The sequence below is a fragment of the Paraburkholderia sp. Clong3 genome, from assembly GCF_050436485.1.
Lineage (GTDB): Bacteria > Pseudomonadota > Gammaproteobacteria > Burkholderiales > Burkholderiaceae > Paraburkholderia > Paraburkholderia tuberum.
Map to the genome: position 1 here is coordinate 1,494,262 of NZ_JBNDMH010000003.1, position 21,636 is coordinate 1,515,897.

The window sequence follows — 21,636 nt, forward strand, 5'->3', positions numbered from 1 at the left end:
GAGGTCCATGACCCATTCCGCTACCGAACCGAATCAGCCGGACCAGCCGCGGCGCGGCAGGCCGCCGGGCGCGCCAGGCCAACAGAATGACATGAGCGCGCGCGAACCGATTCTGGCGACCTCCGGCGTCAGCAAGACATTTCCGGGCGTCAAGGCGTTGCAACACGTCGACTTCCGCCTGTTTCCCGGCGAGGTCCATACGCTGATGGGCCAGAACGGCGCCGGCAAATCCACGTTGATCAACGTGCTCACCGGCGTGCTCGCACCCGATGCCGGCACGATCCGCCTCGGCGGCGAGGTGGTCGCGTTCGCGTCGCCGCAGGAAGCCGAGGCGGCCGGCGTGCGCACGCTGTACCAGGAAGTGAACCTGTGCCCGAATCTGTCGGTGGCGGAGAACATCTTCGCGGGCCGGCAGCCGCGCCGCTTCGGCGCGATCGACTGGCCCGACATCAAGCGGCGCGCGCAGGAAGCGCTCGCGCGCCTCGACGTGTCGCTCGACGTCACGCGCTCGCTCGACGCCTATCCGATCGCCGTGCAGCAGATGGTCGCGATCGCGCGAGCGTTGTCCGTCGATGCGCGCGTGCTGATTCTCGACGAACCGACTTCGAGCCTCGACGACAGCGAAGTCGCGCAGCTATTCAAAATACTTCGACATCTTAAGCGATCGGGCATTGCGATCCTGTTCGTCACGCATTTCATCGAGCAGACTTATGCGATCTCCGATCGCATCACGGTGATGCGCAACGGCGAGCGCGAAGGCGAATATCTCGCGCGCGATCTGTCCGCGGATCAGCTGGTCGCGAAGATGGTCGGCCACGAGCGCATGAGCGCGCGTCTGCGCGAAGCGGCGCACGAAGGACAGGCCGCCGACGATCAGGAGGTCGCGCAAGACCACACGGAAGCAACGGCCACGCAGCCGTTCATCGAGCTGCGCGGCGTCGGCCGTCGCGGCACCTTGCAGCCGATCGATCTCGAGATGCAGGCCGGCAAGATTCTCGGCCTCGCGGGTCTGCTCGGCTCGGGCCGCACCGAAACCGCGCGGCTTCTGTTCGGCGCGGATCGCGCGGACAGCGGCACGATCCTCGTCGAAGGGCGCGCCGTGCGGCTGCGCACGCCGCACGACGCGGTGCGCCACGGCATCGGCTATTGCGCGGAAGACCGCAAGAAGGAAGGCATCGTCGCCGAACTGTCGATCCGCGAAAACATCATGCTCGCGTTGCAGGCGCGGCGCGGCTGGTGGCGCAAGATCAGCCGGCAACGCGCGCGCGAGCTCGCCGATATGTGGATCGAGCGGCTCGGCATCAAGGTGTCCGACGCCGAGCAGCCGATCGCGCTGCTGTCCGGCGGCAACCAGCAGAAGGCGCTGCTCGCGCGCTGGCTGGCAACCGATCCCAAACTGCTGATCCTCGACGAGCCGACCCGCGGCATCGACGTCGCCGCGAAATTCGACATCATGGACCGGCTGCTCGCGCTGTGCGCGAACGGCCTGTCCATCCTGTTCATCTCGTCGGAGATCAGCGAGGTGCTGCGCGTGAGCCATCGCGTCGCGGTGCTGCGCGATCGCCGCAAGATCGCCGAGGTGGCCGGTAAGGCATCGAACGAGGACAACATCTACCGACTCATCGCAGGGAGCGGCGAATGAAGCTATCGAACTGGTTCGCGCGCGACGGGGTGGAGCGTCCGCTGCTGTGGCCATGCGTGACGCTCGTGTTGCTGGGCGGACTGAACCTGCTGGCCAATCCGCATTTTCTCGCGCTGCGCACGCTCGACGGCCACCTGTTCGGCGCGCCGATCGACATCCTGAATCGCGCGGCACCGCTCGTGCTGGTCGCGATCGGCATGACGCTCGTGATTGCGACACGCGGCATCGATATTTCGGTCGGCGCGGTGGTCGCGATCGCGGGCGCCGCGGCCGCGACGATACTCGCGACCCAGGCCGTGCCGAGCGGTGCGCTGATCGCGCAGGCGCTGCTGGCCGCGCTCGTCGTCGGCATCTTGAGCGGCATGTGGAACGGGCTGCTCGTCGCGTTCGTCGGCATGCAGCCGATCATCGCGACGCTGATTCTGATGGTCGCGGGCCGTGGCATCGCGCAACTGCTGACCGCCGGGCAGATCATCCCGATCGGCGCGCCCGGCTATCTGTTCGTCGGTGGCGGCTACTGGCTCGGCGTGCCGTGCTCGGTATGGATCGCGACCGTAGCCGTGCTGGCGACCGCCGCCCTGGTCGAGGGCACGGCGCTCGGTCTGTTCATTCGTGCGATCGGCGTGAACCCGGTTGCGACGCGGCTCGTCGGCTTGCGCTCGAAGGCGATCGTATTCGCGGTGTACGGCTTCTCGGGCTTGACCGCGGCGCTGGCCGGCATCCTGATCAGCTCGAACGTGCGTAGCGCGGACGGCAACAACGCGGGCTTGCTGCTCGAACTCGACGCGATTCTCGCCGTGACGCTCGGCGGCACGTCGCTGCTCGGCGGCCGCTTCAGTTTCGCGGGCACGGTGCTCGGCGCGCTGATCATCCAGACGCTCACGTACACCACGTATTCGATCGGCGTGCCGCCGGAAGCGACGCTCGTCGTGAAGGCGGCCGTCGTGCTCGCGGTCAGCGTGATCCAGTCGCCGGTGGCACGCGCGCTCGCGGTGTCGTTCGGCGCCTCGCTCGTTAAATCGCGCGAGGTGGCACGATGACGCGCGTTCTCGAAGCACTCGCCCGCCTGGTCGATCCGCGCACGCTGCCGATCGCGGTGACGGTCCTGCTGTTCTGCGCGCTGTTCGGCTTTGGTTCGGTGATGTACACCGGTTTCTTCGCGTGGCAGGTGTTGCTCGATCTGCTCGTCGACAACGCGTTCCTGCTGATCGTCGCGATCGGCATGACGTTCGTGATCGTGTCGGGGGGCATCGATCTGTCGGTGGGCTCGATCGTCGCGCTGACGACGATCGTCGAAGCCGTGCTGTCCGAGCACATGCATGTGTCGGTGTGGCTCATCATTCCGATCGTGCTGTTGATGGGCACGGTATTCGGCGCGGTGCAGGGCGCGCTGATTCACTACTTCCGCCTGCAGGCGTTCATCGTGACGCTGGCGGGGATGTTCTTCGCGCGTGGCCTGTGCTTTCTGATCACGACGCAGTCGATCACGATCACCGATCCGACGTTCAAGGCGATCTCCGCGTTTCGTCTCAGTGTCGGCGTCGGTTCGGTATCGGCGAACGTGCTGATCGCGGCCGTGACGCTCGCGGCCGCGATCTATGTCGCCCATTTCACGCGCTTCGGACGCAACGTATATGCGGTCGGCGGCAATCCGCGCTCGGCGCTGCTGATGGGCCTGCCGGTCGCGCGCACGCGGGTCGGCGTGTATGCGCTGAGCGGCTTCTGTTCGGCGCTCGGCGGCGCGGTGTTCACGTTCTACGTGCTGTCGGGCTATGGGCTGCAAGGGCAGGGCATGGAACTCGATGCGATTGCGGCCACGGTGATCGGCGGCACGCTGCTGACGGGCGGCGTCGGTTATGTGGTCGGCTCGCTGTTCGGCGTCGGCATTCTGGGCACGATCCAGACGCTGATTACGTTCGACGGCACGCTCAGTTCGTGGTGGACGCGGATCGTGATCGGCGCGCTGCTGTGCGCGTTCTGTTTGCTGCAGCGATTGATCGAGCGGCACGCGAAATCGGTGCGTCGGCCCGGCGGCACCAATGCGGTCACGACGACGGGGCACGGGCGTGACGAGACGTCGACGACGGCGTCGGATTCGCAGGTGTTGGGGCGGGCGCCGGGCTAGCGCGCGGTCTTCCAGTCGCTTCGAACCACGGCGGCGCGGCGCACGCCGCGCCGCGTTCACGTTAGTCCGCGCGGCCGCTTCCGAGCGTCCAGCTCATGCCGTTCGCACCGGCATGGATCGCGAGCTCGGCGCATTCGCGGCTTTGCGCGTCGCCAGCAGGTGCATGCAGCGCCTGAGCGCTGCAATCGTCAGCGCACTGGGCAGCAGACCCGCAAACACATCGGCGAGATAGTGACCGCCTTGCGTCGGCGTCGACGGGATCATCGTCACGTTGAGAGGAATCGCAAACAGCAAAAGCCGTGGCATGCGACGCAGCGCATAGATAAAGACAATAGCGGGTAACGCCCACTACTCCGCTGTTCCCCGTGTTCGTGTTCGTGGCTCGACATTGTGCTCGTCCATTTTTTTGTTGGCGCTGTCTGGTGAAGGATAAGCACAGGTAATGCCTATCGTCTGACGGCCTTGTCGCGACTGGGTCGACGGGGCCGACAGGCGGTGATCGACCGGCATGGCGGTCCGGAACGTGGCAGCGTTCAGACGTGTGTTTTCCCGTCGCTATGCGGGTGCGTAGCGTCGGTGCCGATGAGCACGTTTCCGTTTGCGTGACCTATTATCAGAAAGAGTTGTGAACAGTACGACTGCGGTTGCGATGCAATCCGCGAATCGTGCAACTGAATGCAGATGCCGTGGAGAAAAAGCGATGGTTCGCATGGAAATACTCGACGCGCTGCGGGCATACACCGAGCCGTTCCGCGTCACGAGCGGCAAAGATTTCTTCCTGAAGAATTTCGATCCCGGCGAGACGCTGGGACTCAGAATGCATAAGGAAGAGGCGCAGCAACTGCTCCAGCGCGGGTCGAAATGGCTCGCGATGGAGCAGGAGATCCTCTACGCGCAGGATTCCTGGTCCGTGCTGCTGGTGTTCCAGGCCATGGACGCCGCGGGAAAGGATGGGACGATCAAGCACGTGATGTCGCGCGTCAATCCGCAGGGGTGCGATGTCATTTCGTTCAAGCAGCCGTCGGATGAGGAGCTCTCCCACGACTTCCTTTGGCGCTATTCGAGGAAAGTGCCCGAGCGCGGGCACATCGGCATTTTCAACCGCTCGTACTATGAAGAGGTGCTGGTGGTGCGCGTGCATCAGCATCTGCTCCATGCGCAGAAGATCCCACCGGCACGGGTCGGCAACAACATATGGGACGAGCGGCTCGCCGACATCGCGCGCTTCGAGGACTATCTGACGCGCCAGGGCGTGGTCATTCTCAAGTTCTATCTGAACCTGTCGTACGGGGAGCAGAAGAGGCGATTCATGGATCGCCTCGACAATCCCGACAAGCACTGGAAGTTTTCCGCAGCCGACGTTCGCGAGCGTCGCTACTGGAACGACTATATGCGCGCCTATGAAGAGGCGATCCGCGCGACGGCCTCCGAAGCGGCTCCGTGGTTCGTCGTGCCCGCCGACAACAAACCTTTCACGCGCCTCATCGTCGCGGCCGCGATCGTCGAGGCCGTCGAGAAGCTCGACCTCGAATATCCGAAAGCCACGCAAGCGCAGACGAAGGATCTCACCGCCGCGAGGGAGGAACTCGACGCTGAAGCGGTGGACGAGACGAGACCCGATCAACCCGGGGACGATCCAGACCATTGAGAGCGGCCCCCTGACCCGAAATCACTGGAACCGGGAGACACGAGGATGAGCTCAGTTGAGAGTGCGACGCCGTGGCATGCGATGCCGGCCGGTGACATCGAACGGCAGTTCAACGTCGATCCCGCGCAGGGCCTCGATGCAACGGAAGCGACCGGGCGGCTGGCCACCTATGGGCCGAACCGCCTCCCGCAGGGCAAGAAGAGGGGGCCGGTCGTACGCTTCCTGATGCAGCTCCACAACGTTCTGATCTACGTGCTGCTCGCGGCCGGTTTCGTCAAGTTCATGCTGGGCCTGTGGCTCGATGGCTCGGTCATTCTGGGCCGTCGTCATCCTCAACTCGCTGCTCGGCTTCCTGCAGGAAGGACGCGCCGAGAAGGCGCTCGACTCGATTCGCAACATGCTGTCCGCGGAAGCGCGCGTGATGCGTGGCGGAGCGGTTCGCTTGATCCCCGCCGAGGAACTCGTGCCTGGCGACATCGTGCTACTGGAATCGGGCGACAAAATCCCGGCGGACATGCGTCTCGTCGACGCCAGGAACCTGCGCACGGAAGAAGCGGCTCTTACGGGGGAATCCCTCCCGGCCGAGAAGGGCACCGCGCCGGTACCCGCCAAAGCCACGGTCGGCGACCGCGAGAACATGGCGTTCTGCGGCACGATGGTCTTGTCGGGCCGGGCAACCGGCGTCGTGGTGTCAACTGGGAGCCAGACGGAACTCGGCCGGATCAACCAGATGCTCGCCGAGGTCAGCGCGCTCGAGACGCCGCTGCTGCGCCAGATCAAGAAGTTCGGCTACGTCATCACGGCAGTGATCGCCGTTGTCAGCGTGCTGCTCTTCTCCTGGGGGCACTGGCTCGGACACATGACTTTCGTCGAGCTGTTCCAGGCCATCGTGGGGATTGCGGTATCGGTCATCCCGGAAGGCCTGCCGGCGCTCATCACCATCACGCTCGCCATCGGCGTGCAGCGCATGGCCCAGCGCAACGCCATTATTCGGCGCCTGCCGGCGGTCGAAACACTGGGCGCCGTCTCGCGCATCTGCTCGGATAAAACGGGCACGCTGACCCTGATGGAGATGATGGTGACCTCCGTCGTAACGGCCGAAGCGGCCTATGCCGTGACGGGCGACGGCTACGCCAGCGAAGGAGAGGTCAGCGCGGATGGCAAGCCGCTCGGCGCCGCGCCGGACGTGCTCAAGCTGATGGGCCGCGTGTCGTTGTTGTGCAACGACGCCGAGCTCTTCGAGGAAGACGGAAAATGGAAAGTGGAGGGTGACCCGACCGAGGGCGCGCTGTATCCGTTCGCTTCCAAGCTGGGCATGGACCGTGCCGCCGAGACGGCCGCCGCGCCGAGGATCGACGCGATCCCCTTCGAGTCCGAGCACAAGTTCATGGCGACGCTGAACCGTTCGACGGACGGCGAAATGCTGCTGGTCAAAGGCGCGCCAGAGGTGATCCTCGACCACTGCGACCGGCAGCAGACGGCGCAAGGCCCGGCGCCGCTCGATCGCGAGCACTTCGCGAGGGAGGGCGACCGGCTCGCCGCGCAAGGCGAGCGCGTGCTCGGGCTCGCGTGGCTGTCGGACCCGGGCCTGCGTACGGGCGGCCTCGGGCCGCAGGACCTGCCGCGTACCCTCGTACTGCTCGGCCTCGTGGGCCTGATGGACCCGCCGCGCAAAGAGGCGATCGACGCCGTGCGCGAATGCCACGGCGGCGGCATTCGCGTGACGATGATCACGGGCGACCACAAGATCACGGCGGCGGCAATCGCAAGAATGCTGGGCATCGGCGACGGCAAGACCGCCGTGTCCGGCACCGAGATCGAGGCGATGAACGATGCGGCGCTGCAGGAATGCGTGCGCGGCGTCGACGTGTTCGCGCGCGCGAGTCCCGAGCACAAGCTGCGGCTCGTCAAGGCGATCCAGGCGAATCGGCAGATCGTCGCGATGACGGGCGACGGCGTCAACGATGCGCCGGCGCTCAAGAAAGCCGACATCGGTGTCGCGATGGGGATCAAGGGCACCGAGGTGACGAAGGAGGCGGCGGGCATGATCCTCGCCGACGACAATTTCGCGTCGATCTCCGCGGCGGTGAAGGAAGGGCGCACGGTCTACAACAACATCGAGAAAGCGATGCTGTTCATGCTGCCGACCAATGTCGCGCAAGGCGCGGTGATCGCGGTGGCGATCCTGTTCACCTTCACGCTGCCGATCACGGCGCCGCAGATCCTGTGGGTCAACATGGTTACTTCCGTCGCGCTCGGCCTGACCATTTCGTTCGAGCCGCACGAGGCAGACGTGATGCGCCGCTCGCCACGCGCAATCGACCGGCCGATCGTCACGCGCTTCGGCATCTGGCGCATCCTGTTCGTCGGCGCGGCGCTCGTGATCTATACGCTGTCCACCTTCTTCTGGATGAAGTCGCAAGGGGCGTCGGATCAGATGGCGCGCACGGCCGCGGTCAACGCCATTACGCTGGGCCAGGTGTTCTATCTGCTCAACATCCGGTATCTGCTCGATTCGTCGCTGTCCGTGCGCGCCCATACAGGCAATCGCAATCTCTGGTACGGAATAGCCGGCGTCGTGGTCTTGCAGCTTCTGTTCACCTATACGTTCCCGTTCCATGCCGTTTTCCACACCGAGGCTCTGCCCTTGTCGGCGTGGGGGTGGCTCGTCGGTGGTGGCGTCCTGTTTTTCCTCGTGGTGGAGATCGAGAAGCTCGTTTTCCGGCTCACCCCTGCATTGAGAGGATTTGTGACGTCGCAACAGGAGGGCGCGGCCGTGCCCAATGATCCCGCCAGGTAGGCCGCCTTGGCGGCCGCCTGCTACATCTCATGCACGCGGCGGAGGATGAAAAACAGGTTAGCCGAGACTGCATTCACGATCGGTATCCGCTCGAAAGGCCGGTTCAGCTTCATGCCGATATTGGCCAGTGCGTTGAGCGCTCCGCCGCCCTTTATGCCTTTTGCGAAGGTGGGAAAGACCTGGTGATAGCCGCATTCTTCGAGCACGAACCCTGACCTGAGAAACAGGCGTTTCGCGTCGCTGAGACTGTACAGCCGATTATGGCCCGTGTACTTCTTCATGACTCTGCACGCGTTTTCGGTCACCGATAAGCGGTTAGGTAAAAATGTGATTATCAGCAAACCGTCGTTTTTCAGCACGCGCCATAGCTCATCGAGGCTCTTTTGCTCGCGGGCCACGTGCTCGAGTACACCGCTTCCGATCACCACATCGAATTGATTGTCTTCGTAGGGCAACAGAAATTCATGATCGAGCGATGCGAAAGATAACCCGGCGTACTCATGGAATTCCGCGAATTGCCCATCCTTGCAGATGTCGCAGCCATATATATCGATGTCATGGTAGAGCGTGCGAAGCATGCACGAATCTGGCGCGTGCCGGCATCCCCAGTCGAGCACTTTCATGCCACGCTTGATATACGGTGCGTAAATTTCGAACGCGCGCACGTGGCGATCGAGACTCGCGTTGTTGGCAATGACCGATTGCACATAGTCCCGGTATTCACCATCGCTACGATGTGCAATGTAGTCCTCGCAAAGCTTGGCATAAGTCGCCTTGACCTGCTGCAATTCATTGCTCGGGATCGTTTCAGTGTCGATGGGTTTATGCATATCTCCCTCATGGCGGTGCGAACGATACGACGAATTTCAGGCTCTACCGGGCCAGTATGCTGGTAATCCTTGGCCCATGTTGAGGTCTGCGCAATCCGTTTCCGCAGTACCGGCTTTCGCTGCCCGAGTGACATCGGGGTTGAGAGGTTCGCGGGATGTTGACTACTCCGATTTTGAGCGCTGATGGACTGCGTTTGGCGAGACCTGCGGCAGCAACTACCTGGATAAAGCCGCGATAGTGAACGGGTTCAAGTTTTGAAGGATAGCAGTTGAATTTGTCAAAACCGGTCGGGGAACCTCTCCATTTCGCGCCTTATTCTGATGGTTTTGCGCCTTGACGCTAATCCGTTGTGTTCGAGCGAACATCAGTGCCAACCTCCCGTTGCTCGGCCGTCTTATTCTGCGTTAACTTAACAATGCGGTCGAACAGCGCGATGTGCGTCAGGTAGATCGTGACCGACAGAAGCCTGCGTTCAAGGTATGCAATGATGCGCGAGCATGTGGAGAGCGAACGACCTGCATGGCATTCGACTCTGTCATCGATAGCTCGAGGACTCTTGTATGAAACGTTTTTGCTGCACGCTGGCTGTTCTCATGCTATCCGCCCATATCTATGCCGATCCGCTCGACCACGGCGAACTCGTGACGTTTGCGTCGCGCGAAGGAGTCACGCAAAGCATTTTTGTCGAGTCGCCTTCGTCGAGCCCGGCGTGGGTCGTCGTTCTGTTCGGAGGCACGCCGGGCGCCCTGCATCTGGACACTACCGGCGCGACGACGCTCAAGGGCAATTTCCTGATCCGCTCGGCTCACCATTGGATCGATCGAGGAGACGCCGTGGTGCTGGTCGATACGCCGTCCGACCGCGCGCCGGGCGTCGATGACCTGTTCCGTCGCAGCAAGGAGTCGTTCGCCGACACGCAGGCCATCGTGGCAAAGTTGCGCGAGCGGTTCCCCAAGTCGAAGATTGCGCTGATCGGGACGAGCGCAGGCACGGTGTCGGTCGGCAACGCGCTGGAACGCGATCCAAGCATCGCGGATGCCTTTGTCCTGACGTCACCGGTCACGGTTTCCCACAAGGGAGGCGGCGCGACTATCTCCGATCTTGACGTGGATGGCACTACACATCGGGTGCTCGTTGTCTCCAACCGGAACGACCAATGCGTGTCGTCGCCGGCGTATGCGGGTAAGCGGCTGGCCGAGAGCAACCACTTTGCGTATGTCGAAGTCGGTTCGACGGAGGGAGAAGGCGATACGTCAACAAGGTGCGGCGGGCACTCGCCGCATGGGTTTCTTGGGATCGAGACTGAGGTGCTAGCGAATATTCATGGCTGGCTGCGCGGCCAACCGTTACAGAAGCAGTAATGTTTTCCCGGCAGCGGGATGGACCCGCTGGGGTAGGGAGCTCCGGGAAGTTCGCACGAAGTCAGCGGCAGCTCCCCGGGAGCAACGGTCGTCAGCTCGTCACGGTGCGACACGTCATTGGCCATTGCCGACGTCCGTGCGCCGATGTCGATATGCCCGCTTACTGCTGGCCTGCCGCGCGGCGGCCGTGAACGTCGCTATTTCGCGTCGTCGTCTGCGGCACGTCGATGCATATGCGACCTCAAAGCGAGCCCCTGCTTACTGCCTCATAGCTCTGCATTCCTTTAGCGCCGACAGGCTTCCGCGCATTGCTCGCAGTGTTCGTGCTGGTGCTTTTCGTACTCAGCGGCGCAAGCGTCGCAGATCCCCGTGCGGATGGGACCGCAAACGGGGATTGACGGTTCGTTGCAGTCACGCACATCGACCGACTCTGCAGTACGCAATCCGGTGGGACGCTGCTAATTGCATGCAGCAAAGGCGGCGCCGCCGTCAGCAGCCGCAGCCGGGCGACTGCGCGGCAAGCGCGGAGTGGTGCCCTTGCCGATCGTCCGCCCGCTGCCTGCCACGACGCATCACTGGATCGGCGGTACCACGCCGAGCTTTTCGGCCAGCATCCTTTCGTAGACACCAAAGTGCAGATCGACCTCTTCCTGGGTGACTACGGTCACTGAAATATTGACCTGCGCGGGCTGCAGGCCCAGGACGGTCGCGATCGCCGCTTCCAGCGGCGGCGCGCATAGCCGGTCATCGGCGAACGTGGTGCCGACCGCAATCTCGTAGGCGGTTTCCTGCAGGAATATCACTTCAACCAGCCGCGCACGCGCGCTCATGTTGCTGTCGATCGCCAACCGGATGACTTCGACCGCCGTGCGCATCGTCTCGGTCGGGAACCCCTTTGTTGAGCGCAACCTGATTCGGTGCTGGCCAAGGGTCAGCCAATCGTATGCGAATTCCATGGTGTCCTCGCATGGTCGTCAGGACCTCGTGAAGATAGGGATGTGACCTCCCGGCTTCAAGAACAGAAAGCCGAAAAATCCCCTTGAAATTTTCGTTTGGGATTCTATTCTGAATTCCGCTCAGGCAGTCGCGCCGGCATTCCGGCGCGCTGCGTGTTTCGATTTGTTTGCCGCAGCATGGCAGACGGACTGGAGCGCGTAGGCCGGTTCGTTTCCCTGCTGCATCCAAGGAGGAAACGATCATGAGTGGTCTCTACTTCGGGACCGACCTTTTCAGCGAGTTCGACCGTCTGCAACGGCAGATGGCGAGTCTCTTCGGCGGTTTCCCCTCCAGTATCCGTTCCGGGCGCTTCGGCGCCTTCCCGCAGGTCAACATCGGTTCGACCGACGACTCTATCGAGATCGTCGCGTTCGCGCCCGGTATCGATCCGGCGCATCTCGACGTATCCATCGACAAAGGGCTGCTGACCATCAGCGGCGAGCGCCAGACGGGACAGCCGGAAGCGGCCGGCGACGACGTGCGTACTTATGCGCAGGAGCGGTTCGTCGGCACCTTCCGGCGCGTCATTGAACTGCCGCAGCATGCGGACCCCGGCAAGGTCACGGCGCAGTACACCAATGGTTGCCTGACCGTGAGCATCGGCAAGCGGGAGACGTCGAAGCCGCGGGCCATCACTGTTCAATGAAACCGGTCGCAGAACTGAGGAGGACATCATGAACGACACGACAGAACTTGCCAGGAAAGACGAAACGGCGGTGGCCCGTCGCGAAGACGAGCAGTCGCAACGCCCGATCACGCTAACGCCGCCCGTAGACATCTTCGAGGACAGCCAGGGCATCACCCTGTGGGCCGATCTGCCCGGCGTTACAAAGGACCGCCTTGATGTGAAGGTACACGATGGCAACCTGTACATCGAGGCCGAGGCGGTGGTGCCCACGCCGGCGGGGCTGCGCCTGCAACATGCGGAGATCCGCCAGCCGCATTTCGCGCGGGCGTTCGCTCTCGGGGCTGACTTCGACGCAACGAAAATCGATGCGAACCTGAAGGACGGCGTACTGAAACTGACGATACCGCGCCGCGACGAAGCCCGGCCGCGCCGCATCGAGGTGCGGACGGACTGAGGTCGGCAGTGGACAGCAACAACGGCGAGAAAACAGGTGGCGGTCGTCTGGCCGCCACCTTCCGATTGCGGCGGTCCAGATGCGGGACGTCAAACGTGAGAATGCTGGCGCGGCGAGGAAGACGGCTGCTACCGGCTCGAGCGCGCCTATGGAAGCTTCATGCGCACGATTCCGATGCCGGAAAACGCCGACCCCGATCACGCATTGGCAAAATTTGATAACGGTGTGCTCACGTTGACCGTGCCGAAATCGGAGCCGGCGCGATCCACGAGTCGCACGATCGACATCGGCCAGGCCAAACAGGCAAGAAGTGCCCCGGTCGCGGGGAACATCGGGCGAGTCGGGCCGTTAGCTCAGCTGGTAGAGCAGCGGACTTTTAATCCGTTGGTCACTGGTTCGAATCCAGTACGGCCTGCCCAGTCGGCACGATCGAGTCGGACCTTGCAGGCGCGACATCACTGGATGCCCGGTGCCCGGTCAAGCGGGGCAGGATGAGCGCATTGCCCCCGAGTCCGACGTGCGGAAGGTTCTGCTCAGCGTGTAGGGCCTCGGCTATTGTTAAACGAATAGTATTGAGCCACCAGATCGAGGAAGGCGCGTGTCACAAACCCAGCGCTGTAACTGGCCTTTACAACGATGAGACCGGCAGGCGAGTTGTTCCGCGAAGCGCCGAGGAGGCTCAGCGCGGTATTCAACCGCTGCCGCGTCCTCCACCGGCCAGTACCTCGTAGCTATCCATGTGCGCATCGACCGGCGATAGCGCTTGGGAAAGTCACGCGACAACCACTGAGCGATATCCGCGCTCTATCTAGCCCCCACGACCAGCGATGCGGCGAGCCCAGAAGGCGTCTCGACCCCAAATTTTTATGTTGCGGCGCATCTAAAACCATCCTATAACCCTCCATATGGATGGTGCAAGGATGGTGCGATGAAGAAACCCGCGGTATTGGACACCCCCCGCTCGAAAGGCGGCGACTCGGAAAAAATCACGATCAACCTCGGACCCGTCGACCTCGGGCAGATCGATCTCCTGGTTGAAGAAGGCTTCTATGCGAACCGGACCGACCTGATCCGAACGGCGATTCGCAACCAGCTCGCGCTACATGCGCGGGTCGTCCAGGAAACGGTTGCGCGTCGTTCGCTCGTGCTCGGGCTGCAGCATTTCTCCAGGCAGGATCTCGAGGCGATTCGAGCCGCGCGCGAGCGTCTCAACATTCAGGTCCTGGGATTGGCCAGCATTGCCGCCGATGTCTCCCCGGAACTCGCGCTCGCGACTATCGAAAGCGTCGTGGTGCTGGGAGCCTTTCACGCTTCGCCCGCAGTCAAGACGGCGCTTGCCGGCAGAATCCACTAGCCGCGCGAGGCCCACCCCCTCAACACCGGTAATCGGACAAATGTGATGAAACTCAACGAAGGCTTTCTGAACTCAATGCACGAAGCGATGACCTTGCTGCGTACCCGCGGCGTTGCCGAAGCGACAGAAGCGATACAACGCGCACTGCGAGGGGAAAGCGTCGGTGCAGTGAACGAAACTGCGTCGCGGGACAAGACGCCAGAGCCCGTTGTCTTCCCGTTTGCAAAGACCAAGGACGCGACCGCGCACAAGGCGCGAGAAGACTGCCTTGACGTGGAGGAACGAGGACTTTTCATCACGCTTGCGTATGCGAATGCCGCCGGTCGCCGTCAATATCGGTTGTATGTGCCGGCGGGTGGCGCCGGCGAGCCGCTGCCACTGATTGTGATGCTGCACGGCTGCACGCAGGACGCCGACGATTTCGCAGCAGGCACGCAGATGAACGCGCTTGCCGAGCGGCATCGATGTCTCGTCGCTTATCCGGTGCAACCGCAGCAGGCGAATCCGTCGAAGTGCTGGAACTGGTTCAAACCTGACGATCAGCATCGCGAGCGCGGCGAGCCGTCGCTGATCGCAGGCATCACGCGCGAAATCATCTCGGCCCACAACGTCGATCCTGCGCGCGTGTACGTCGCGGGGATGTCCGCGGGGGGCGCAATGGCGGCGATCATGATCGCCGAGTATCCCGAGCTGTATGCCGCGGTCGGCGTGCATTCCGGTCTTCCGGCACGGTGCGCGCACAATTTACCCTCCGCGCTCGCGGCGATGAAAGGCGGCAAGCACCCCCGAAATGCACGGCGTGTGCAAGGCGATACAGACTTGTCACCGAGACGGCCCATGATCGTCTTTCATGGTGACGCGGATGCCACCGTTCACGTAGCGAATGCCACGCGGCTCGTGCAGAGGTTCGACGCACGGCCGGACGCCGGCAGCGAACCGCGTCGGGTCGACGCGGGCCGACGCGCCTGTACCGTCTCGCGGCTGGTTTCCGGCGACGGTATCGACGCCGAGTTGTGGACCATTCATGGCGCAGGGCACGCTTGGGCAGGCGGCAATGCACGAGGCAGTTATACGGACGCTACTGGTCCGGATGCGAGTGCCGAAATGCTGCGCTTCTTTCTTGATCATCCGCAACGACAATAGTGCAGGCCTCTCTTGTGGTTACCATGATTGCGACGAAGTGGCGTCCGCTCTGGATGTAGAGCAAGTCCGCTTGCTCAACTGCATAAAAGGCTGCCCGATGAATCACTTCCGGGGCGAATCCTGGGCGGCAGGTCGGCGAAGCCGGATTTGCGCCGCAATCAACGTACGGCGGGTTGCCATTCAATTGGAGACATCCACGCGTGTTCGTCCATCGTCAACAACGGGCCGCGTGTCGCCGATCGCGGCCTTGCGAAGTTCGAGCGATGTGTGCCCATTGCATGAGGCAGTCATCGGCCAGAAGGCGACCTTCGCCCGACGCGTCGCGAGGACATTCAGACGGCAGCTCCACCGAGCGGTCATTCGATCGCCGGATGCCGGCGTCGTGTCATCTTGAGGTTTGTTCGATGCCTGCCCATGTCCGTGGACTCGGGGTGCGCGCCGGCGCGTGCGGGCAGGCGTTGAATAAACCTGAAGGGAGGAAACCGCGGAGTGCTCTGATGCAATGGAGTCTTCGGGGCTATGGCGATTGATTGCCCGGGATGGCGAGCGGTGTTGCGGGATGCGTGGTCAGGCGGGAGGCCGGTTGAGGGCTGAGGTTGTGCCGAAGCGGTGCAGTGGCGCCATCGTGATGGCGGAACGGACGTGCAAGGGCCTGTGCGAAGCGACAGACGCAAAGGTCTGCTCGTGGGCCGCGTTGCCGCAAAGCCGAGGGTCGGGTTGTTCGTCCTGGAACAGTGGCGCTCATATCTCGCCCCGGCGCGTGGGTGGTGCGCGGATCGGTGCAATGCGCGCAAGGATATCGATGACGATCATCGGCGCGCCGCAGTGCCGGCAGATGAAGGCGGGGCGCGTTTCGATGACGGTTTCGTGAGCTGATGTGTTGACGTCGGTCGCGACGTGCAGCAGTTCGCGGACCTTCGCGAGACTGGCGCGGCGCACCGGGTTGGCGAGCAGTCCGTAGTGACGGATACGATGGAAGCCACCGGGCAGCACATGGAGCAGGAAGCGGCGCATGAACTCGCCGGCTTCGAGGGTCATGGTCTTGTAGCGGGTGTGCCCCTTCGCACGGTAGTCCTTCCAGCGGAAGGTCACGCCGCGTTCATCGAATGCAAGCAGGCGCTGGCTGGAGATCGCGACGCGGTGCGTATATCGCGACAGGTACGCGAGCACTGCTTCGGGTCCTGCAAAGGGACGCTTTGCGTAGACGACCCATTCGCAGGCACGCAGCGGCGCAAGCCACACGTCAAAGACAGCTGGGTCGGCAAGTTCAGCGTACTGGCCGAAGAACTGCAGGTGGCCGTGCCGGTGCGCGTCCGTGAGCGCTTCGAGCAAGCGCCTGCGGAACAGGCGCGATAGCACACGTACCGGCAGGAAGAAGCCGGGCCGGCATCCGATCCACCGCTGACCATCGGGCGACAGCCCACCACCGGGGACGATACCGTGTACGTGCGGATGATGCGTGAGTGCCGAGCCCCAGGTGTGCAGCACGAGCGTCGCGCCGATCTGGGCGCCGAGGTGCTTCGGATCAGCGGCAATGGTGCGTAGCGTTTCGGCGGCGATATCGAACAGCAGCCCGTAGATGACGGCCTTGTTGTACCAGGCGATGGCACTGATGGGCGCGGGCAGCGTGAAGACGACATGGTAGTACCCGACCGGAAGCAGATCGGCCTGGCGTGCCTGGAGCCAGCGATGCGCAGCACTGCCCTGGCACTTCGGGCAATGACGGTTGCGGCAGGAGTTGTAGGCAACCTCGATGCGGTCGCAGCCGGCGCAGCGCAGCACATGCCCCCCGAGTGCCGCACTGCGGCACTGTTCGATGGCCGACATGACCTTCAGCTGCCCCAGGCTCAGCGCTACCGTGCGCCGCCACGCCGGCCCGCAGGCGCGGAAGATATCCGCGACCTCCAGCACGGGGTGCTCCGCGTGCGGCCGGGCTAGCCGGCGGGCAGGCGGTCCAGCGGACTGACCACCTTGCGCAGGAGGTCAGTGGCAACCTGGGTATAGAGCGTGGTGGTCTCGATCTGCCTGTGTCCAAGGAGCACCTGGATCACGCGGATATCCTCCTTCTGTTCCAGCAGGTGCGTGGCAAAGGAATGCCTCAGCGTGTGCATGGATACGCGCTTGTCGATGTTTGCGGTCTCGGCGGCCGCATGGATGGCGCGGGTCAGTTGCCGCGTGCTGAGCGGGTCGATCGGATCGAGGCCCGGAAAGAGCCACCCGCCATCGAGCATGCAGCCCTGGGCACGGGCAACGCGCCACCAGACGCGCAGACGTTCGAGCAGGACCGGCGAGAGCATCGCGTAGCGGTCACGGCGGCCCTTGCCCTGCTCGATGCGCAGGGTCATGCGCTGGCTGTCGATGTCGCTGACCCTGAGGGCGACCACTTCGCTCGCACGCAGCCCGGCGCCATAGGCGACCGACAGCGCGGTCTGATGCTTGAGGTTTCCGGCTGCCGCGATGAGCCGGCGCACCTCCTCGGGGCTGAGCACAACCGGGAGCGTGCGAGGCACGCGTACCGGCTGCATCCGCGCCATCAGCTCAGGCCGGCCGAGCGTGACTTCGAAGAAGAACTTCAGACCGCTGATCGCGGCGTTCAGCGACACCGGCGACGCGCCGTGATCGACCAGATGCAGCTGGTAGTCCCGGAGGTCCTCGACAGTGGCGGTATCGGGTAAACGCCCGAGGTATCGGGCGAACTGACGTACGGCACGTAGGTAGGCGGCCTGGGTCTTGGGTGCGAACTTGCGCATGCGCAAGTCCTCAAGCATACGGCGGCGCAGCGGGCTGATGCCCGGATCGGAGGAGGTCATGATGGGGCTCCTGCTGGAGGACGAGGCGGATTGCCTCAACCACCAACATAAGCGCCGGCGCCACTGGCCTCCCATTCGCCGCCAGAGACGGGCCGCAGCCCCCTACCGCGCGAGCGGTTTAGTCCAGTTGGCCTAAGCCGACGTTTGTGTATCGACGCCGATATGCCCGCTCACTGCTGGAGACCGGTCGTTCGGCAAGGCAATGGCGCACGGCCGCCACCGACTTCAGCGAATGAGTACTTTCGACCCACTTCCGCCTCTCCGGTAAGTTTCGCGAACGACGGCTCCCGAGCGGCCAGGAGACGATGGCAGATGACGTTTTGAAGTACTTGTCGTTGGTGGGTCGAGTGAAGATGCGCCACCATCGCACGCATGACGGCCTGATCAAAAGAGAAGACGCATCCGTTAGCAAGCACCGCAATCAGGTCGTCCGCGTCGCCGGGGTTTCAGTCGCCGATCGGCATGCGGTCGGTCTCGTGTTGCTGGCATTCGGCCAGGGCGGCATGTTCACGCTCCGTGCGCTGTCGTTCGGCGTGGTGGCGCTTGCGGTGTGGGCGATGGGCATCGAGACGAAGGGGCTCGCGCTCGAAACGCTCGTATCCCGCGTGCAACCGCAAGCGGCACGACTTCGCGTGGCCATCGACGATGTCCGCTAGATTGTCGCTTACGCTGCCACTCCGTGACGAGCGTGGCGAGTCGAATCAATTGCCGCGCTGCCCGCCTTCGCCTGGCCGTACCCCTTCCTGTCGCAGCGCGTCCGCCGTGCGATCGCTCTGCGCTTGCGTGGCGGCCGTCGCGTCGGCCGGGTCATCACGCTGTCGCATCAGCCAGTAGACGCTCCCCAGCGCAACCAGCGCAAACCCAAGCGCCGCGATCTGGGCAGGCGCACTGGCCGGATCGAGAATGATGAATTTGCGGGCGATAGCGAGCAGGGCAACGAGAAGCACCGTTTTGACCTGCACGATGTGATCGCGCCGCGCCATCACGCGCGTAATCGAATGTTTGAACTCCATCGCGATCAGCAGCGTCATGACCATGCCGAAGATGGTCTGAAACACCGCGTGATCCAGCGGGTTCAGCGCGTCCGAAACCAGCAATGAAATCACCGCGCGAATCAACTGCCAGAGCGACACGAGGATGATGATGGAAATCACCACGCTCAGCACATGCGCGACAAGCTGCTCGAAGCGTTCATAAAAGGTGAGCATGTCCCACTGCAGACGCAACGCATCGAGATCCCTGCGCAGCCAGCTTTTCTTTCTTTCCATGATTTGGCTCCCGGGCGGCCGTCGCTGCGCCGCGAAAGCACCGCGCGCGTGCATGGATTGCACATGCGTCGCGCACAGTTCATTCGATGATCGCGTAACGCATATGCTACGGTCTTTTGCGTTTGCGCGGGTTCCTTACGGATAACTGCCCAAAGCAGAACGGACGTATGCAGTTATTGATAACAGAGGCCGAACTATTTCGCGCTTCTGATACGAGGGTACCTTTCATGTACGCGAAGAGGTACTAAGCTTGAAGCAGCAGGTCCATGCACTGTACCCCGACGATTGCGCAATATGGAACACGCCATTTTGGCAGCGCCCCATCAGGGATTACGTCACTACCCGCCCCGCACAGGCTGCACCGAGCGGCGCGGCGGAGCACATGCGGACATCTGCCTGCTCGTCCCGGCAGACAGGACAGCTGTGGAAGCAAGTGGACGGAACAACGCCGGCACGCGAAGCCAGGTCAACGTTCGCGCGCCGTGCATCGGCCTGATTCCGGCCGGTGCAAAACTGACTGCCGCCGAGGACGATCCCCAAGGGCTCGTCATCGCGCTCGACTCGCGCATACTCGAAAGCAGATCACGTCAGGTTTTCGGCTCGTCGTCGAGCCGCGAATTGCCACTGTGGTTTCAGGCCTGGGATCCGTTTCTGCGTGAGGCCGCGAGCACGTTGATATTGCTCGCTCAAACGGCCTTCGTGGAGGCCGGCTGTCTCGATGGTTTCGCCGATGCCATCGCCCTGCATGTCTCGTACCATTACAGCCGCGATGTCCACGCACGCGTTCGTGAAGCGCCGCTCAGCCAGCTAAAACTGATGCTGATCAACGCGTTCATCAGCGAACACATTGCCGAAAACATTCAGGTCGAACAACTCGCCGCCCGGGTGCATATGAGCCCATCGCATTTTGCGCACGCGTTCAAAGAAACAACCGGCTCCCCGCCTCATTTTCATCTCACCACCGAGCGCGTGACGCTGGCCAAAACGATGCTGTCTTCGAGCAGATTGCCGCTGATTGATGTCGCGGCCCGCACGGGTTTTCGGACCCAGCAGCACTTCACCGAGGTATTTCATCGCTACACGGGCATGACCCCGCGCGTGTTCCGCCTTGCCGCCCATGGTGCACAGACTGCGACAGCGAATGACACGGCAGGAGCGCAGAAATCCGACACGTCTCGGCAGGAATGAGAAAGAAGCCTCTGCTGTCGGCGCGTACTGTGGAAATACATCGCTTCAATGGCTCCGTCAGCGGCGCGAGGCGCGCTGAGCGGGCATCTGTTCATTGTCTCGCGAGGCCCACAATGCACAATCTGCTTGGACACGCGTGGTGGATGCTGGCGCTGCGCGGCGCGGCCAGTTTCATCTTTGGCGTGCTGGCGTTGGCTCTGCCCGGTCTTACACTCACCTTTCTGGTCGCGTTGTACGCTGCGTATGCAATCGTCGGCGGCGTTGGGGCGATCAGCGGGGCCGTCCGTCATCGCGGTGATACGCCTGGCTGGTGGGCGCCGCTGCTGCTGGGACTGTGCAGCGTCGCCGCCGGGTTGATCGCGATCCTCCTGCCGACGATCACCGCCCTCGTGCTCGTCCTCGTGATGGGCGTCAATGCCATCGCGACGGGCGTGTTCGACCTTATCACCGCGTTCCGGCTGCGCGTTCATATTCGCGGCACCTGGCCGCTGTACCTGAGCGGCATTCTTTCCCTGGTGTTCGGCGTGCTCGTACTAGCGTGGCCCGGCGCCGGCGCGCTCGCGCTCGTCTGGATGATCGGTGCGTATGCCATTTTCACCGGCGCGTTGCTGCTGGCGCTCGGCGTCAGTGCGCGGGGCTGGCTCCGCGATGGGCTGAGGGGCCATCCGTCCGCCGGATGAGGGCGCGCATCGTGTAACTCAATTCATGAAAGGAGTCAGTCATGTCACTCGATCTCGACAAGTGGAACCCGTTCAGGTTTCTACGTCATTCCGCCGATGAGAAACAGAGGCAGGCTTCGTCCGGCGTCCCGCAACAGGCCCAGCAGCAGGGCACCCAGCGAACAGCCGGTGCGCAGCCTTCAGGCGCCGCCGCCTTGCCGTCGATATGGGCCGATTCGGCGCGCTGGCCGCTGGCCGATCCCTTCCAGCTGTTCACCGATCTGATCCGCGATCCGTTCGGTGGCCTCGGTCCGCTGGAACAGTGGTTCGGCGACTTCAGCCCTAGCCGGTTCCAGCCGCGCATCGACGTGGTCGACGACGGCGACGCGCTGCGTATCGTCGCCGAACTGCCCGGCCTGAACCGCGACGACGTGAAACTCGAAGTAGTCGAGAACATGCTGCTGCTGAGCGGCAACAAGCAGATCGAGTCCAAAGGGGAAGAAAAAGGCTGTTACCGGATAGAACGTGCGTTCGGGCAATTTCAGCGCGCGGTTCCGCTGCCGGCCGGCATCGATCCCGATCGCGCCGAGGCGCGCTTCGAGAATGGCGTGCTGACGGTACGCGTGCCGAAGGCCGGAGAGGTAGCACAAACCACGAAGCAGATCGAGATCAAATGACACCGGGTGACGCGCGGACCTCGCGGCATTTCCGCGAGGCCGCGCCCCCGTG

17 protein-coding genes, 1 tRNA gene and 4 pseudogenes are annotated in these 21,636 nt (G+C 63.2%); 16 read left to right on the forward strand and 6 right to left on the reverse strand.

The annotated features are described in order from the left end of the window. Positions 1-7 precede the first annotated feature (7 nt). Genes OKW30_RS30260 through yjfF form a run of 3 tightly spaced genes read left to right on the forward strand, consistent with a single transcriptional unit; the run spans position 8 to position 3,767 of the window. Positions 8-1,642 (forward strand): sugar ABC transporter ATP-binding protein, encoded by a 1,635-nt coding sequence (locus tag OKW30_RS30260; protein ID WP_429348415.1) that lies wholly within the window; start codon positions 8-10, stop codon positions 1,640-1,642. Next, on the forward strand, positions 1,639-2,682 hold the full coding sequence (locus OKW30_RS30265) for an ABC transporter permease (RefSeq protein WP_429348416.1): 1,044 nt from the start codon (positions 1,639-1,641) through the stop codon (positions 2,680-2,682). Before OKW30_RS30260 ends, OKW30_RS30265 begins: the two co-directional genes overlap by 4 nt. Next, positions 2,679-3,767 carry a galactofuranose ABC transporter, permease protein YjfF gene (gene yjfF, locus OKW30_RS30270; protein ID WP_429348417.1) on the forward strand — a complete coding sequence of 363 codons (1,089 nt, stop codon included), beginning with the start codon at positions 2,679-2,681 and terminating at the stop codon, positions 3,765-3,767. Before OKW30_RS30265 ends, yjfF begins: the two co-directional genes overlap by 4 nt. Positions 3,768-3,860: 93 nt before the next feature. Here the strand turns inward: yjfF and OKW30_RS30275 are convergent. Next, positions 3,861-4,103 (reverse strand): annotated as a pseudogene (locus tag OKW30_RS30275) (phosphatase PAP2 family protein); the annotation flags it as partial. A gap of 364 nt (positions 4,104-4,467) precedes the next feature. Between OKW30_RS30275 and OKW30_RS30280 the strand changes: the two are divergent. Further along, the gene (locus OKW30_RS30280; protein WP_429348418.1) at positions 4,468-5,415 is read left to right on the forward strand and encodes a polyphosphate kinase 2 family protein; all 948 of its coding nucleotides are present in this window, start codon (positions 4,468-4,470) and stop codon (positions 5,413-5,415) included. Positions 5,416-5,460: 45 nt separating this feature from the next. Then, positions 5,461-8,215 (forward strand): annotated as a pseudogene (locus OKW30_RS30285) (HAD-IC family P-type ATPase). Positions 8,216-8,235: 20 nt separating this feature from the next. Here OKW30_RS30285 and OKW30_RS30290 read toward each other — a convergent pair. Next, positions 8,236-9,045 (reverse strand): class I SAM-dependent methyltransferase, encoded by an 810-nt coding sequence (locus OKW30_RS30290; protein ID WP_090806167.1) that lies wholly within the window; start codon positions 9,043-9,045, stop codon positions 8,236-8,238. 594 nt (positions 9,046-9,639) lie between these two features. On the opposite strand from OKW30_RS30290, the gene OKW30_RS30295 reads away from it, so the two are divergent. Beyond that, on the forward strand, positions 9,640-10,407 hold the full coding sequence (locus OKW30_RS30295; protein WP_429348419.1) for a hypothetical protein: 768 nt from the start codon (positions 9,640-9,642) through the stop codon (positions 10,405-10,407). Positions 10,408-10,979: 572 nt separating this feature from the next. On the opposite strand, the gene OKW30_RS30300 is transcribed toward OKW30_RS30295, so the two are convergent. Then, on the reverse strand, positions 10,980-11,363 hold the full coding sequence (locus OKW30_RS30300; RefSeq protein WP_429348420.1) for a hypothetical protein: 384 nt from the start codon (positions 11,361-11,363) through the stop codon (positions 10,980-10,982). Between the two features lie 242 nt (positions 11,364-11,605). Here OKW30_RS30300 and OKW30_RS30305 point away from each other — a divergent pair, with 242 nt between their 5' ends. The 6 genes and pseudogenes from OKW30_RS30305 (at position 11,606) to OKW30_RS30330 (ending at position 14,982) form a co-directional block, all read left to right on the forward strand. Next, positions 11,606-12,049 carry an Hsp20/alpha crystallin family protein gene (locus OKW30_RS30305; RefSeq protein ID WP_429348421.1) on the forward strand — a complete coding sequence of 148 codons (444 nt, stop codon included), beginning with the start codon at positions 11,606-11,608 and terminating at the stop codon, positions 12,047-12,049. A 28-nt stretch (positions 12,050-12,077) separates the two neighbouring features. After that, on the forward strand, positions 12,078-12,485 hold the full coding sequence (locus tag OKW30_RS30310) for an Hsp20/alpha crystallin family protein (protein ID WP_184031351.1): 408 nt from the start codon (positions 12,078-12,080) through the stop codon (positions 12,483-12,485). 126 nt (positions 12,486-12,611) lie between these two features. Further along, positions 12,612-12,761: pseudogene (locus tag OKW30_RS30315) on the forward strand (Hsp20/alpha crystallin family protein); the annotation flags it as partial. Positions 12,762-12,827: 66 nt separating this feature from the next. After that, positions 12,828-12,900, forward strand: a tRNA-Lys gene (locus OKW30_RS30320). 513 nt (positions 12,901-13,413) lie between these two features. Beyond that, on the forward strand, positions 13,414-13,839 hold the full coding sequence (locus OKW30_RS30325; protein ID WP_018420777.1) for a CopG family transcriptional regulator: 426 nt from the start codon (positions 13,414-13,416) through the stop codon (positions 13,837-13,839). Positions 13,840-13,884: 45 nt separating this feature from the next. Then, positions 13,885-14,982: an extracellular catalytic domain type 1 short-chain-length polyhydroxyalkanoate depolymerase gene (locus tag OKW30_RS30330; RefSeq protein WP_429348422.1), complete on the forward strand. Its 1,098-nt coding sequence runs from the start codon at positions 13,885-13,887 to the stop codon at positions 14,980-14,982. 741 nt (positions 14,983-15,723) lie between these two features. Here the strand turns inward: OKW30_RS30330 and OKW30_RS30335 are convergent. Continuing rightward, complete coding sequence (locus tag OKW30_RS30335; protein WP_429345668.1) at positions 15,724-16,893, reverse strand: IS91 family transposase; 1,170 nt, start codon at positions 16,891-16,893, stop codon at positions 15,724-15,726. A 23-nt stretch (positions 16,894-16,916) separates the two neighbouring features. Continuing rightward, positions 16,917-17,792 (reverse strand): tyrosine-type recombinase/integrase, encoded by an 876-nt coding sequence (locus OKW30_RS30340; protein WP_184062687.1) that lies wholly within the window; start codon positions 17,790-17,792, stop codon positions 16,917-16,919. A 461-nt stretch (positions 17,793-18,253) separates the two neighbouring features. Here OKW30_RS30340 and OKW30_RS30345 point away from each other — a divergent pair. Further along, positions 18,254-18,448 (forward strand): annotated as a pseudogene (locus OKW30_RS30345) (MFS transporter); the annotation flags it as partial. 45 nt (positions 18,449-18,493) lie between these two features. Here the strand turns inward: OKW30_RS30345 and OKW30_RS30350 are convergent. Next, positions 18,494-19,060, reverse strand: a complete 567-nt coding sequence (locus tag OKW30_RS30350; RefSeq protein WP_184069425.1) for a phosphate-starvation-inducible PsiE family protein — start codon at positions 19,058-19,060, stop codon at positions 18,494-18,496. Positions 19,061-19,354: 294 nt separating this feature from the next. Between OKW30_RS30350 and OKW30_RS30355 the strand changes: the two genes are divergently transcribed. The 3 genes from OKW30_RS30355 (at position 19,355) to OKW30_RS30365 (ending at position 21,584) form a co-directional block, all read left to right on the forward strand. Further along, complete coding sequence (locus OKW30_RS30355) at positions 19,355-20,248, forward strand: helix-turn-helix transcriptional regulator (RefSeq protein ID WP_184069096.1); 894 nt, start codon at positions 19,355-19,357, stop codon at positions 20,246-20,248. Between the two features lie 113 nt (positions 20,249-20,361). Then, positions 20,362-20,928, forward strand: a complete 567-nt coding sequence (locus tag OKW30_RS30360; protein ID WP_184069098.1) for an HdeD family acid-resistance protein — start codon at positions 20,362-20,364, stop codon at positions 20,926-20,928. Positions 20,929-20,969: 41 nt separating this feature from the next. After that, positions 20,970-21,584 (forward strand): Hsp20/alpha crystallin family protein, encoded by a 615-nt coding sequence (locus OKW30_RS30365; protein WP_184069100.1) that lies wholly within the window; start codon positions 20,970-20,972, stop codon positions 21,582-21,584. Positions 21,585-21,636: the final 52 nt, after the last annotated feature.

Bases quoted from the DNA above. Each gene is read 5' to 3' on its own strand.
- OKW30_RS30305 (WP_429348421.1), top strand. From the start codon at position 11,606: ATGAGTGGTCTCTACTTCGGGACCGACCTTTTCAGCGAGTTCGACCGT.
- OKW30_RS30355 (WP_184069096.1), top strand. From the start codon at position 19,355: ATGGAACACGCCATTTTGGCAGCGCCCCATCAGGGATTACGTCACTAC.
- OKW30_RS30360 (WP_184069098.1), top strand. From the start codon at position 20,362: ATGCACAATCTGCTTGGACACGCGTGGTGGATGCTGGCGCTGCGCGGC.
- OKW30_RS30365 (WP_184069100.1), top strand. From the start codon at position 20,970: ATGTCACTCGATCTCGACAAGTGGAACCCGTTCAGGTTTCTACGTCAT.
- OKW30_RS30340 (WP_184062687.1), bottom strand. From the start codon at position 17,792: ATGACCTCCTCCGATCCGGGCATCAGCCCGCTGCGCCGCCGTATGCTT.
- OKW30_RS30265 (WP_429348416.1), top strand. From the start codon at position 1,639: ATGAAGCTATCGAACTGGTTCGCGCGCGACGGGGTGGAGCGTCCGCTG.
- OKW30_RS30325 (WP_018420777.1), top strand. From the start codon at position 13,414: ATGAAGAAACCCGCGGTATTGGACACCCCCCGCTCGAAAGGCGGCGAC.
- OKW30_RS30350 (WP_184069425.1), bottom strand. From the start codon at position 19,060: ATGGAAAGAAAGAAAAGCTGGCTGCGCAGGGATCTCGATGCGTTGCGT.
- OKW30_RS30300 (WP_429348420.1), bottom strand. From the start codon at position 11,363: ATGGAATTCGCATACGATTGGCTGACCCTTGGCCAGCACCGAATCAGG.
- OKW30_RS30290 (WP_090806167.1), bottom strand. From the start codon at position 9,045: ATGCATAAACCCATCGACACTGAAACGATCCCGAGCAATGAATTGCAG.
- OKW30_RS30330 (WP_429348422.1), top strand. From the start codon at position 13,885: ATGAAACTCAACGAAGGCTTTCTGAACTCAATGCACGAAGCGATGACC.
- yjfF (WP_429348417.1), top strand. From the start codon at position 2,679: ATGACGCGCGTTCTCGAAGCACTCGCCCGCCTGGTCGATCCGCGCACG.
- OKW30_RS30295 (WP_429348419.1), top strand. From the start codon at position 9,640: ATGCTATCCGCCCATATCTATGCCGATCCGCTCGACCACGGCGAACTC.
- OKW30_RS30310 (WP_184031351.1), top strand. From the start codon at position 12,078: ATGAACGACACGACAGAACTTGCCAGGAAAGACGAAACGGCGGTGGCC.
- OKW30_RS30260 (WP_429348415.1), top strand. From the start codon at position 8: ATGACCCATTCCGCTACCGAACCGAATCAGCCGGACCAGCCGCGGCGC.
- OKW30_RS30280 (WP_429348418.1), top strand. From the start codon at position 4,468: ATGGTTCGCATGGAAATACTCGACGCGCTGCGGGCATACACCGAGCCG.